Origin of the sequence: Mucilaginibacter rubeus, from assembly GCF_003286415.2 — a bacterium.
GTDB lineage: Bacteria > Bacteroidota > Bacteroidia > Sphingobacteriales > Sphingobacteriaceae > Mucilaginibacter > Mucilaginibacter rubeus_A.
The window spans coordinates 4,982,428-4,994,921 of the sequence record NZ_CP043450.1; the positions used below are offsets into that span (position 1 = coordinate 4,982,428).

Annotated in this window: 10 protein-coding genes and 2 pseudogenes; 5 read left to right on the forward strand and 7 right to left on the reverse strand. The window is 41.9% G+C overall.

The genetic code is table 11. The features are described 5' to 3' along the window. Nucleotides 1-4: 4 nt before the first annotated feature. Nucleotides 5-454: pseudogene (locus DEO27_RS32020) on the forward strand (ATP-binding cassette domain-containing protein); the annotation flags it as partial. Next, a pseudogene (locus DEO27_RS32025) lies at nucleotides 448-513 on the forward strand (hypothetical protein); the annotation flags it as partial. The pseudogenes DEO27_RS32020 and DEO27_RS32025, both read left to right, overlap by 7 nt. 885 nt (nucleotides 514-1,398) lie before the next feature. Here DEO27_RS32025 and DEO27_RS19645 read toward each other — a convergent pair. Then, a complete protein-coding gene (locus DEO27_RS19645; RefSeq protein ID WP_112572940.1) occupies nucleotides 1,399-1,710 on the reverse strand; it encodes a hypothetical protein in 312 nt (103 codons plus the stop codon). Between the two features lie 239 nt (nucleotides 1,711-1,949). On the opposite strand from DEO27_RS19645, the gene DEO27_RS19650 reads away from it, so the two are divergent. Beyond that, nucleotides 1,950-3,065, forward strand: coding sequence for a sensor histidine kinase (locus DEO27_RS19650; protein ID WP_112572938.1), 1,116 nt, complete (start codon nucleotides 1,950-1,952; stop codon nucleotides 3,063-3,065). Beyond that, complete coding sequence (locus DEO27_RS19655) at nucleotides 3,062-3,796, forward strand: LytR/AlgR family response regulator transcription factor (RefSeq protein ID WP_112572936.1); 735 nt, start codon at nucleotides 3,062-3,064, stop codon at nucleotides 3,794-3,796. Before DEO27_RS19650 ends, DEO27_RS19655 begins: the two co-directional genes overlap by 4 nt. A gap of 11 nt (nucleotides 3,797-3,807) precedes the next feature. On the opposite strand, the gene DEO27_RS19660 is transcribed toward DEO27_RS19655, so the two are convergent. The 3 genes from DEO27_RS19660 to DEO27_RS19670 all read right to left on the reverse strand — a co-directional run bounded on the left by DEO27_RS19660 (nucleotide 3,808) and on the right by DEO27_RS19670 (nucleotide 7,432). Continuing rightward, a complete protein-coding gene (locus tag DEO27_RS19660) occupies nucleotides 3,808-4,125 on the reverse strand; it encodes a hypothetical protein (protein ID WP_112572934.1) in 318 nt (105 codons plus the stop codon). Between the two features lie 287 nt (nucleotides 4,126-4,412). Further along, nucleotides 4,413-5,255, reverse strand: coding sequence for an oxidoreductase (locus tag DEO27_RS19665; protein WP_112572931.1), 843 nt, complete (start codon nucleotides 5,253-5,255; stop codon nucleotides 4,413-4,415). 182 nt (nucleotides 5,256-5,437) lie between these two features. Next, nucleotides 5,438-7,432, reverse strand: a complete 1,995-nt coding sequence (locus DEO27_RS19670; RefSeq protein ID WP_112572929.1) for a M1 family metallopeptidase — start codon at nucleotides 7,430-7,432, stop codon at nucleotides 5,438-5,440. Between the two features lie 264 nt (nucleotides 7,433-7,696). On the opposite strand from DEO27_RS19670, the gene DEO27_RS19675 reads away from it, so the two are divergent. Then, nucleotides 7,697-8,659, forward strand: coding sequence for a phytanoyl-CoA dioxygenase family protein (locus tag DEO27_RS19675; RefSeq protein WP_112572927.1), 963 nt, complete (start codon nucleotides 7,697-7,699; stop codon nucleotides 8,657-8,659). An 88-nt stretch (nucleotides 8,660-8,747) separates the two neighbouring features. Here the strand turns inward: DEO27_RS19675 and DEO27_RS19680 are convergent, their stop codons facing one another. From DEO27_RS19680 to DEO27_RS19690, 3 genes are all read right to left on the reverse strand, one after another. Next, on the reverse strand, nucleotides 8,748-9,275 hold the full coding sequence (locus DEO27_RS19680) for a transposase (protein ID WP_112572925.1): 528 nt from the start codon (nucleotides 9,273-9,275) through the stop codon (nucleotides 8,748-8,750). Between the two features lie 193 nt (nucleotides 9,276-9,468). Continuing rightward, nucleotides 9,469-9,819 (reverse strand): Spx/MgsR family RNA polymerase-binding regulatory protein, encoded by a 351-nt coding sequence (locus DEO27_RS19685; RefSeq protein ID WP_112572923.1) that lies wholly within the window; start codon nucleotides 9,817-9,819, stop codon nucleotides 9,469-9,471. A gap of 108 nt (nucleotides 9,820-9,927) precedes the next feature. After that, the gene (locus tag DEO27_RS19690; protein ID WP_190295142.1) at nucleotides 9,928-12,399 is read right to left on the reverse strand and encodes a TonB-dependent receptor domain-containing protein; all 2,472 of its coding nucleotides are present in this window, start codon (nucleotides 12,397-12,399) and stop codon (nucleotides 9,928-9,930) included. Nucleotides 12,400-12,494: the final 95 nt, after the last annotated feature.

Genomic DNA, 12,494 nt, shown 5'->3' on the forward strand with positions numbered 1-12,494 from the left:
CTTGATGTCAGATATTCCTTTTTTGCAGGCGGTTGCCGTAAGTAAAATATATCCTGGGAAACAGCAATCCGGTGTAAAAAAGACCGGATTGGTTATAGAACAGGGCAAGATCACCGCGATTATTGGCGAAAGCGGAAGCGGTAAAAGCACTTTACTTCGGTTACTTTACGGATTACTTTCTCCTGATGAGGGTACAGTTTATTTTAAGGGCGAACGCATTTGGGGGCCAGAAGAGAAGCTGATCCCCGGTCATGACGCCATGAAAATGGTTACCCAGCATACCGATGATCTCAACCTTTTTGCAAAAGTTTGGGATAACGTAGCGGCCATGCTCCCCGCAACCAATCTTAAAGCTAAAGAAGAAAAAACCGAAAGGGTACTAAAGCAACTTAATATGTTTGCTATGGCTGATAAGCGGGTTGCCGATCTGAGCGGTGGCGAAAAACAACGTGTAGCCATTGCGCGCGCCATTATCACCCACCCAGAAGTATTACTGCTCGACGAGCCCTTTAACCAGGTTGATACGTCATTCAGGGAAGGTTTACAGCATGATATCAGGCAGATTGTTAAAGAAACCGGCTTAACGGTAATCATGGTATCGCACGATCCAGCCGAAGTACTCTCAATGGCCGACGAACTTATTGTACTCAACAAAGGTGAAATAGTTGAGCACGGTAATCCGAAAGCGCTATATAAACATCCTAAATTTCTTTATACCGCCCAGTTGCTCAGCAACTGCAACGTACTTAATGCTGCTGAAGCAAAACTCTGCGGCATTGAATTATCAAAAGAATACGCGGTTATTTACCCTGAACATATCAAAATCAAATTAATAGCGGCTACCCGCAGTTGGGTTGTTAAACAGGTATTATTTAAAGGTTTTTATGAAGATCTGATCCTTGAGCATGGTGATATTATCCTACGGGTTTTGAGCGAAGAAACAGGGAAATATGCTGAAGGAGATTCGGTAGCCGTCCGGGTGGAGAAATACCTGGAATATTAACCCTGTTAGCGGGACTTCAAGATAAACAACAAATTTAGCTGTATACGATATCATTGGCCCGCTCAATCGCCGCGGGTTGGCTTTGTTCTTTTTCTTGATAAAAAGAACCAAAAATCAAGTCGGCAGATAGGCTTCTTTACGCTCTGGGCCTTTGCCCTGCAAATCGGGCAGAACCACGGGCTGCAATTATTTTGCCCTGCTTCGCTCGCTCATTGCCTTCCTTCTGCAAAAACTTGCTATGCCCTACAGCCACACAGCCCACCATTGTTCTGCTCGCTTTCACCCGAAGCTTACCTGCCGACGGAAAGCGGAAAGACAAAACGGTGGTAAAAAACAAACCGGCGCCATACCTCGCGTTGGCTACCGGTTTTCTTAAACGTATATTTAAAAAAATCTTAATTCCTTAAATTAAGGCTTAGCATTACCAGGTTTTTGTTTTCGATATATGCGGTGCGCTCATTTAGTCTGTCCAATATCTGATCAAGCGCCAGGCGGGTCCTTTTCCTTTTGATATTGAGCTTGTTGTAAACCGTTTCCTCGTACATCAGCTTATTGTTATCATTATAAAATCTAACGGTTTGTACACGGGGTAAATCAACGTTGTGTTCTACCACCCAAAAACCGTGTGTATTTGTTATTTTATTCTGAGCCTGCACTGCAGCTGCTGCAAATGCCAGGATGCAAATTGTGATAATTAACTTCTTCATGGCGTTATTTTTTAATTTATAAACTAAAATTAAGCGGCTTTAAAATGGTATAAAAGCAATGTATGCACACTACCTTCCAGTTACGATAAACTGCATTTTAACACGACGAATAAACTTTCGACAGTAGAAAGCGATGGTAACTGCCTTCTTCCCGGCTGTTCGTCATTAGTTGATTGCCGTTTGTCGCACTTCTGGTTAAGAAATCATTCAATTAAACTGTTTTACAGTAAATTAGCATTATGAATAATGGCTTCGATATCATACTCAACAATGTCAGGCTGCCGCGTTTTTGGCAGCATGTGATATTTTGGGTGATTGTATCGTTTTTCATCACGACACTTTATTCGTTCCAAACCAACTTTTGGGTTTCCATGCGTAATAACGTTTTGTATATGCCTATACAAATTGCTTATTATTATGCCATTGCCTATTGGCTGATCCCCAAATATGTTTTTGAAAAGCGCTATGTGATGTTTTTCCTGATGCTGATCCCGCTGGTGTTTGCTTGTATGTTCATCAGCCGCACAATCGGGATCTTTTTTGTTGCTCCTTACCTCATCCGGGTGATGCATGTTACCGATGCCGGTTATATAGCATCGACCCAGCGTCCGTTTTTTGAGCAGTTAATGGACGGACAAAGCCTGGTAAATTCGTTTAAAGGTACCAACCTGTTTACGGGTTTTGTGATTGCAATTAAGCTGTTTAAAATGTGGTATGAGCGCAAACAAGCCGCTTTGGAAGCCGAGCTCAATGCGCTGAAAGCCCAGATACATCCACACTTTTTATTTAACACGCTTAATAACCTTTACTCTTTAAGTCTTAACAACTCGCCAAAATCACCACAAGCTATCATCGGGCTATCAGATCTGTTAAGATATATGCTTTATGAATGCTCCGATAATGAAGTTCCTTTAGAGAAGGAAGTGTTTATGATGCAGCAGTACGTAAAACTGGAAAAGCTCCGGTATGAAGACCGCATAGATATAAACTTTACCATAACCGGTAATTTGAAGGATAAAACCATAGCACCGCTGCTGATATTGCCTTTTATTGAAAACGCTTTTAAGCATGGCACCAGCGAGCAAGTTGGCGCTACCTGGATCAATATTGATATAAGTGTTACGTTAAACCATTTTAAGCTAAAGGTAGCCAACAGCAAACCCGATCATCCTGTTGATACAAGCAATACGCCCGGGCATATCGGTTTAAAAAATGTAACCAAAAGGCTCGACCTGCTTTATCCTCATTCGTCACGGCTGAAGATTGTAAACGAAGATGATACTTTTTTTGTGGCGCTCGATCTCGATCTGAAAACCGTAAAACAATCCGCAACACAACAAATGATAACCGCATGAAAATACGTACCCTCATAGTTGATGATGAGCCCCATGCCATTGAGGTGTTGAAAAACTACCTTGCGCGCTTCGGCGAAATGGAGGTTACCGCCACTTGTACCGATGGTATCCAGGCTTTCAGGCTGCTACAACAAAAACCTATCGACCTGATGTTCCTCGATATCCAGATGCCTGGAATAAAAGGAACAGATTTGCTGAAAAGCCTAAAGAATCCGCCCAAGGTAATATTCACCACAGCCTACAGCGAATATGCACTTGACGGTTTTGAATTAAACGCTGTTGATTACCTGCTCAAACCTATTTCGTTCGAACGGTTTTTGCGGGCAGTTGATAAAATTTACCAGCTTAACGAGCATAAGAGTAAACCCTTGATCACTCATGAGGAGCCGGTAAGCGATGCGCATACATTCATTTATTTGAAGGTAGATAGAAAAACGATCAAGGTAAATATCAATGATATTCTATGGATAGAAAGCCTGCGCGATTATGTGAAAGTAGTGGCCGTAAATAATCAGACGCATATCACACGGCAAAAGATCAGCTTGTTGGAAGAAATGCTGCCCGAAAACAGGTTTGTACGCATTCACCGCTCATTTATAGTTGCGCTCAACAAAATAGATTCTTTTTATGCCTATAGTATAGATGTTGCCGGGTATGAGTTGCCTATCGGTCGCAATTATAAGCAGGACGTGCAGAAGAAACTAAAGAGCGAACGGCTGCAAATGGGGTAAAGGGTGTTACCTCAATTAACAGGCTTAAACCCGGCAAACATATCGCCGGCTTCTTTCAGCGTGTTTAAAGGAACGTAATCACACACCTCGGCATATTCTCCCCACATTTGCTGCACGGCTTTATTGCTATGCGCATTGGCAATAGCTTCGGCGCTTAACCATTCAAAAACTTCAATGATGGTACCATCAGCTGCTTCCATGATGATAGATTCACGGTCGGTTACCAAACCCTCCTGTTTAAGACGCGGTAGATGCGTTTTCATTAATTGTTTAAGTGCTTCCTCTTTGCCCGGTTTGGGCTTATAAGCTACAATTACAATCAGTCCCATGAGTTTCAGTTTTTTATGAATGTAATTTACGAAAAACTGAAGACCTAATATAGGTTTAATCGTCTATGGCTTGAATTCAGACATTAGTAGGTTGTCCACGTCATATGAAAAAAGCGCGGAATTGTGTGATTCCCCTCTTGAGAGGGGTGGAGGGGTGTGTTACTGTGCTTTGCTTATCGCATGCAGAAACACCCCCCTGCTGCCACTCATTCCTACGCGCCCCCTTTCAAGAGGGGATTTTTAAAATGAAGAAGATATTTAAATCTGTAAAGGTTAAAGTAAAACCTTTATTCCCCTTCAGGGAAATCAGCACCTACCGTAGTTGCTTCCCAGGTATCAAAATCCTTTTGTAATTCCTGAAGCTTGTTACGTGCGCCTTTCAAGGCCGCCTTACCTAACAACAAACGTAACGGCGGATTTTCGGCTTCAACAGCATCAACAATAGCTTTGGCAGCACGTTCCGGATCGCCGGGTTGTTTGCCACTGTAGCCACGGATATTGTTTTTGTTGGTACCCGCAGTTTCTTTATAATCATCGATAACAATTTTGCTGTTGTTAGCTGATCTGCCTGCCCAATCGGTACGGAAACCGCTTGGAGCGATAACTGTAACCTTGATGCCTAAATGTTTTGTTTCTTTAGCCAAGGCTTCAGAATACCCGTCGACAGCAAATTTAGTAGCATTATAAAAACCTACTGCAGGGAAACCAACCAATCCACCAATAGAAGCTATGTTAAGTATATGTCCGCTTTTATGAGCGCGCATAATTGGCAATACAGCTTTGGTCATGGCTGCAAGGCCAAAAAAGTTAATCTCAAACATGCGGCGTACTTCCTCATCCTCGCTCTCTTCAATAGCGCCGAAATAACCGATACCGGCATTGTTAACTAATACATCAACAGTGCCGAATTTCTGCGTAACGGTTTCAACAGCAGCTTTAATTTCCTCTGGCTTTGTTACATCAAGTTTTAATGCTACCGCGGTTTCAGGATAACCTTCAACAATGTCCTTCACATCATCGGTATTACGGGCAGCAACACCTGCTTTATAACCCAGCTGTAAAACAAGTTTTGCCAGTTCCCGGCCGAAACCGGTTGAGCAGCCTGTTATTAACCATACTTTGTTTTTCATAATAGTTTGTGTTTGATATTGTAAAATTAACAGTAGCAGCCGTAATTGTTTGTCAGCTGAACTTCATTGTTACACTATAGCCGTCCAAAATCCCCGATATAACCAACAAAAAACGGCGATGAGTTTTTAACTCACCGCCGTTTCTTCGAAATCTTCTCCCTTTAATGGAATTTAGAAAGAAGTTATTTTTTCCAAACGTTATTGTCCTGATTGTAGTCAGGCAATACTTTGTCCGGATCGTAAGTAACCGATTCAATTTCTTCGGTTGATGGATATTTGAATGTCCATGACGCGTAACGTTCCCAGATTTCAACCGGAAGTTTCATACGCTCAACTTTACCGCTTTTGGTTTTGATTTCCAGGATAACCGGCATTGCCATTTTACCCAGGTTATCTAAAGTGATCAACGCGCCTTTAGTCGGATCGTTATCAACATATTTCACATCGCTCACGGCAACATCTAAACGCCAGTCGTTCAGGAACCAGCCTCTCCAAAACCATTGCAGGTTTTCGCCGGCAGCATTTTCCATAGTGCGGAAAAAGTCGTCAGGAGTTGGGTGTTTAAATGCCCAGCGGTTGATGTACGTTTTAAACGCGAAATCAAAACGCTCAGGGCCTAAAATCTGCTCACGCAGTAATACTAAACCAGCACTTGGTTTTGAGTAAAGCAGGGTACCTGTATTTCTTTCTTTCAGGTTGGCCGGCTGGCTCATGATAGGCTCAAGATCTGGCCTGGTGAAGTTACTGCCAGTGGCATGCATATCAGGCACACGGGTGCTTTTGTACTCGCCATTGTTGAAATTAGCTGTAGACAGGGTGTTGATGAAAGTGTTGAAACCTTCGTCCATCCAGCCGTACATACGCTCGTTTGAACCCACAATCATCGGGAACCAAGTATGGCCAAACTCGTGGTCGTTAACGCCCCAAAGGCTTGCTTTTTTAGCTTTAGATCCGCAGAAAACGATACCAGGGTATTCCATACCACCTACAATACCGGCAACTGCTGTAGCAGCAGGGTAAGGGTACTCAAACCATTTTGACGAGTTATACTCGATAGATTTTTTTACATACTCGGTTGAGCGGCCCCATGCATCGTTACCATCGCTTTCAACCGGGTAAGCTGAAATCGCGGTTGATTTTTTACCGCTTGGCAAATCCATCTTTGCAGCATCAACAATAAACGCGGCAGATGAAGCCCATGATGCGTCACGCGCGTTTTTGATTTTAAAGTGCCAGGTTAATTCGGCTTTACCGGCAGGGCGTGATTTTGGATCGGTAACCTCATTAGCCGAGCGGATGATCACCGTGCTTTCGCTTTTTTCGGCGGCTGCCCAGCGTTTCAATTGTTCAGGGGTATATACTTCCTGTGGGTTCAATAATTCGCCAGATGCCACAACGATGTGGTTTGCAGGAGCAGTAATGTTCAGATCGAAGTCACCATATTCCAGGTAAAACTCGCCCGGACCGCTGTACGGTAAGGTGTTCCAGCCCATTACATCATCATATACACATACGCGTGGGTACCACTGTGCAATGGTATAAACTTTACCATTTTTAGTTTGCAAGTAACCCATACGGTCTGATCCGTAGTTTGGAGAAACGAATGAATACTCAATTTTCAATTTAGCCTGGCCACCGTTGGCTGCAATTTCCTTTGGAAGGAAAACCTGCATCCTGGTATCAGTGATAAGGAACTTCACATCAACATACTCGCCTTTCAGGCCTGCAACTTTAACCGACTTAATTTTATAACCGGCGTCAAATGCTTCGCCACGGCCCCAGTTGCGGCTACCCGCAGGCGGAACAATGGCAGTACCACGTGAATCAAGCTTAAACAAGTTTTGATCCAGTTGCATCCACATAAAACCTAATGTTTGCGGACTATTGTTGGTGTAAGTTAAAACTTCTGAACCGGTAATTTCATTGGTTTGATCGTTCAGTTTGGCAGCCAACTGATAATCGGCACGGTTTTGCCAGTATTTATATCCTGGTTCTCCGCTTGCTGCGCGAAATTCGGTACCGTTTTTAGTATAAAACCCAGGACCAAAAGTTTCGTGATAATCATAAACAGATCCGGCGGGTGTTGTAGTGGTGGGAGGCGCTGGCTGTTGCGCGTAAGTGGCGCTCGCGGCCAACATAAAGGCAAGGCTGCAACCTGCCATCAGTTTTAATTTCATGTTCAGTCAATCTATTGAGTAAAAGAACAAGTATACTACAAATTAGGTAAATGCAAGGGACTGGTAAAACGATTGTTACGGTTTTATTAAATAATTTAATTCGTCAGCAATATCTATATGTAAAGTAGATTTAACCAGAAGTTGTCTATCATCGGCAGGTCTAATTATTATTTCAAAACATATACTTTAACTTTTTATGTTACGTTTGTGCCATAGAAAACGTAAAGGTTAAAAAATAAATAACCATAACCATCCTAATTACCTATGATCAAATCGAACTTCCCCTGGATCGAATCGCCGTTTTTTTATAAGATCCTCGAGACAAAAAATCTAAGTGCCGAAGAAAAAAAACTGTGTATTGATTATCACGAAAATGGCTTTACGGCATTAAGCAACTTTTTCCCTGCCGACCTTATTGATAAAGTTCAACAAGAAACAGAAAATAAGGCTTTCGACACCAACTTCCCTATAAAAACGCATCGCACCAAAACCCGGGTCCAGGATTTTTGGGAGGTTTCAGAACCTTGCAAAGATTTAGCTTCTTACCCTCCCCTCCTTAAATTGCTGGAAACTTTATATGGCAGGAAGCCTATTCCCTTTCAAACATTAAATTTTAGTGAGGGTACACAACAACTCGCCCATTCTGATACCATCCACTTTAGCTCGTTACCGGCCAAGTTTATGTGTGGTGTTTGGGTAGCTCTGGAAGATATAAATGACGAAAACGGCCCTCTATTTTACTACCCGGGTTCACACCGTTTACCTGAATACAATTTTGCTCAAATTAAAGAAAATGCCACCAGCAACAACTATGACAATTATAATGAATACGAAGACTTTATAGAAGAAATAGTAAAGGTAAGCCCTTTTGAAAGGAAAATTTTTCACGCGAAAAAGGGTGATATGCTAATCTGGTCGAGCAATATCCTGCATGGCGGTATGCCGGTTTTAAAGGAAGGTTCATCAAGATGGTCGCAGGTGACGCATTACTTTTTTGAGGATTGCTATTACTACACCCCCATGCTAAGCAACATGGTTACCGATGAGCTTTTCTTAAGAAATAACATTACCAACATTGCAACCGGCGAAAAAGTTGTACCGAATTATAACGGCGAAAAAATTGATTATTTAAGGGTAAATAAAACCCAATATATATTTAACCCAACCCGGGATAAGAAAGCCCTGCTTAAGCTGTTATACAAAGCAGTATTCAAAAAAGAAAAATGATTAAAGAAAAGCAAGTCATTGCAGTATCTGTAATGACTTGCTTTTTATAGGTCTTCCTGCCGTTGTTGGTGTTGTCACCAACAACTACCTATCCGGCATAATGAGTAACTAAATCAAACTCATCTACACCTTTCTGATAAAATCCTGCAGATGAATATCTATAATCTTCCGGGTATTGAGCCAATTTCCATTTGTCCTGCAAAGGGTTGTTATGTATATAATCTAATTTCTGCATAAAAACTTTGGGGCTCCATAGATCAATGCTCAATGAATTCCGTTCCCAAAATTGATATTTCCTATCTTTAGCATTAACAAGAAATAAGGATAACCTATCGTCATCAGTATCCAATAGCCTGAATTTCATTTGCTGAGCAGTAAATTTCAAGAAACGCATCTGAACTAAATCACGAGTATGCCCATCCTGTATCTGCCATATCAAATGGATATGATTAGGCATTATCACGAAACCATAAATAATTATGCTTCCTTCGTTTTTTAGAAACAACAAACTTTTTATAATAATATCCTTATACACATCCTCCGTTAACAATGGCCTCCATTCTAAAATTGTCGCCGTAAAGAATTGCGGGTGATAATCAAAGTTTATTTTGTCCATAGACATTTAGATACCTGACCGAATTTAATTGAGTTAATATTATGCATGACGGTTAGTTGTTGGTGACAACACCAACAACGGCGGAGCGGTATTCAAAAAGGAATAATGAATTAAAGAAAAGCAAGTCATTGCAGGAGCTGTAATGACTTGCTTTTTATTAGGCGTTCATAACATGAACCCTACCCCAATTAAATTACTTCCCCAAAAAATGATCAGCATAAACCTTTTCATCAAAGCCGAAGAAAAGGAAACCATTATCTTCAATAACAGGGCGTTTGATCATACTGGTTTTTTGCTGTAATAATTGCAGCGCATCAGTATTAGTTTTAATGCTTTCTTTAACAGCGGGATCAAGCTGTTTCCAGGTGAGGCCCTGTTTATTCATGAACTTTTCATAGCCGGCCTTAGTATCCCATTCCTGTAGCTTTTCGGTGCTTACACCCAGCTTTTTAAAATCCTGAAAATCGTAAGCTACCTTATTTTCTTTAAGCCAGTCGAGGGCTTTTTTTACTGTATTGCAATTGGTTATTCCGTAAACTTTCATGGGGTAAATTTACTGATTAAACCAATAAGCCTGTAGTTTGTAACTACAGGCTTATTGGTTCGAAGTCCGGAGACTTTGAACAGCTTGCTAACAAATATCTGTTAACAATTATCCATTGCCACCGCTGCTGCTTTTGCCGCCGCCTTTGGTATCATCATTGTTAATACCGCGCTGGTTCTTTTTAATATCGCTGCTCAGCTTACCAAACTTATAGTTAAGCCTGATAGCGAAATGGCGGTAGCGGTTATGATATAACGATTCCTGATCGAAATCAACTGTGTGGGTAGTCGACCGGAAAGTACGGTACTTGCTGTATGGGTTGTTGGCCACTAAGGATACTGTCAGCTTTTTACTCAGGAACTCTTTTGAAACAACATAAGAGTTATAAATAAAATTGCTTGATTTACCCTGTAAGGTAACATCGCCGCTAAAGAAACCAGCATCCAAACCAACACGGTAGCCACCGTCAAACTTATAGCCGATGTTGGCGAAAGCGTTACCTGTATAGCCATCATTTTTATAAAACTGGCCGTTATAGGTACCTTTTAGCCAGATATGTGAAATTTGTCCGTTGATATTAACCGTAAACTTTTTAGTAATGGAAATATTGGTATTGAGGTTTAATCCTAACGAGCGGTTGCTGCCCAGATTTTGGTAAGTAGTAAAAGTAACCGTATCAATATGATCGCCCATGTTGTTTTGAATCAGGCTGGTCACATTCTGGATGGCGTTATTAGAGAATGCATAACTCAAACCTACGTTGATAGATCCTTTTGAGAAATTACTGTAGTTTAATTCAAAAGTATTGTTCAGTTCAGGTTTCAGATCCGGGTTACCGGTACTGATGAATTTAGGGTTCGATTTATCAATAAAAGGGTTCAACTGGTAAATACCCGGCCTTTGAATACGCTGGGTAAAGCCTAAGCTAATGCTGCTGCTTTTCAACGAGCGCTGGATAGATACCGACGGAATAAGGTTGTTATAGTTTTTATCAAGCGGCGTACCCGTAAACACAGCGCTTACCTGGGTATGTTCTAAACGTACACCGGCCTTACCTGTCCATTTATCAAATTTTAACTGGTACGAGTTATAGGCACTGTACACATCCTGGTGATAATCAAACTCACCGGTTTGCCCGGCATTCACGTTATAAACAGAGCTCGTTGAATCTTTATCCTCACGCCTGTAATCGCTGAAGTTGTTACGGAGGATAACTTTACCACCGGCCTCAATACTGATTTTTTTTAACGGGTAGGCATAATCTAACTGGAATGTATGTTCACGGTTACCGGCATTATTATACTGCCTGAAATCGGGCTGAAGGGCGTTATAATAATTAACCCTCTCCGAAAATTGGTTATCAGTAAAGTTTTTGCTTGGCCCGTAGCTGTATTTGTACGATAAAGTCAGCAACTCATCTTTATGTCCTTTAAAGCCCAGTTGGTAGTTGATAGACGCGTCGAGGCCCTGATCGTGATTGTAGCCGTTGCTCAACAGGTTATATCCCTGGGTAAGGGCACCGGCTGCATTTGTTTGAGCCGACCGTTGTGAGCCATCCTGGTCAAATTCGCCATGAAAGTATTCAAACGAGCCGGTAAGCAGGTTCAGGGTGTCTATTTCATAGCTCAACTCGGCATTGGCATAGCGATATTTACCGCCAAACGAGTTTTCTCCCGTTTGCAGGATCTCTGACTCGGGATTAAAGAAAGTTTGTTTTATGCTTGATGTATTGGTATTACGTTTCTGATTACCAAAACCGGCATAACCCGAAACACCAAACTTACCTTGCTTAGCCGTCATGTTCAGGTTATAACCCGGCCCCCATACACTGTTATAACGCATGTTGACACTGCCGTTATAACCCTGATCGGCATTTTTTTTGGTAATGATATTGATGATACCGGCCAAGCCTTCAGCATCGTATTTTGCCGGCGGCGTAGTGATCACTTCTATTTTTTCGATATTGGTAGCAGGCATAGCCTTCAACACATCCGATGGATTTTTGGCCATCAATGCCGACTCTTTACCGTTAATCAATATCTTGTATTTGCCGCTGCCTTTCAGTTTAATGTTATCGTCACCATCTACCGCTAAAAGGGGCACTTTACGCATCATATCCAATGCCGAAATGGCCTTGCTTTCAGGGTCGGCAGTCACGTCATAACTAAGGCGGTCAACCTCTTGCTTCATTACCGGCCTTACGGCTGTGATGGTTACCTCGTTTAGCTGCTTGTTTGATGTTGTTACCAAAATGCGTCCGGCATCAAACGTTTTACCAGTTATTTTTACAGGAAGTACTTTAGTTGCATATCCAACCGAAGCAACAACCAACTGATAAGTTTTACCTTCGGGTGCTTTCAGTTCAAAGCTGCCGTCATCTTTGGCGAGTGTGCTTTTTACGGGCGCTTTGGTAGCGGCATCCTGCAAGGCCACCGTACCATACCCCAATGGTTTGTTGGCTGCCGAATCTATCACGATACCTTTAACTGTTATATTTTGAACAGGTGCCGGTGTTGCTGCCTGCCCCATCACCATGCCCGTGACACAACAGCATAGCACTGTTAGTAGAAATTGTTTCATAATTGCGATTTTGGTCATAAGACGTTTAAGATACCCGTGTGTGACAGCGAAAAATATGCGTTTAACACTTTTTAACGTTTATTTCTGTCACCCAA

Coding starts and splice junctions, on each gene's coding strand:
- DEO27_RS19645 (WP_112572940.1), bottom strand. CDS start 1,710: ATGAAGAAGTTAATTATCACAATTTGCATCCTGGCATTTGCAGCAGCT.
- DEO27_RS19650 (WP_112572938.1), top strand. CDS start 1,950: ATGAATAATGGCTTCGATATCATACTCAACAATGTCAGGCTGCCGCGT.
- DEO27_RS19655 (WP_112572936.1), top strand. CDS start 3,062: ATGAAAATACGTACCCTCATAGTTGATGATGAGCCCCATGCCATTGAG.
- DEO27_RS19660 (WP_112572934.1), bottom strand. CDS start 4,125: ATGGGACTGATTGTAATTGTAGCTTATAAGCCCAAACCGGGCAAAGAG.
- DEO27_RS19665 (WP_112572931.1), bottom strand. CDS start 5,255: ATGAAAAACAAAGTATGGTTAATAACAGGCTGCTCAACCGGTTTCGGC.
- DEO27_RS19670 (WP_112572929.1), bottom strand. CDS start 7,432: ATGAAATTAAAACTGATGGCAGGTTGCAGCCTTGCCTTTATGTTGGCC.
- DEO27_RS19675 (WP_112572927.1), top strand. CDS start 7,697: ATGATCAAATCGAACTTCCCCTGGATCGAATCGCCGTTTTTTTATAAG.
- DEO27_RS19680 (WP_112572925.1), bottom strand. CDS start 9,275: ATGGACAAAATAAACTTTGATTATCACCCGCAATTCTTTACGGCGACA.
- DEO27_RS19685 (WP_112572923.1), bottom strand. CDS start 9,819: ATGAAAGTTTACGGAATAACCAATTGCAATACAGTAAAAAAAGCCCTC.
- DEO27_RS19690 (WP_190295142.1), bottom strand. CDS start 12,399: ATGAAACAATTTCTACTAACAGTGCTATGCTGTTGTGTCACGGGCATG.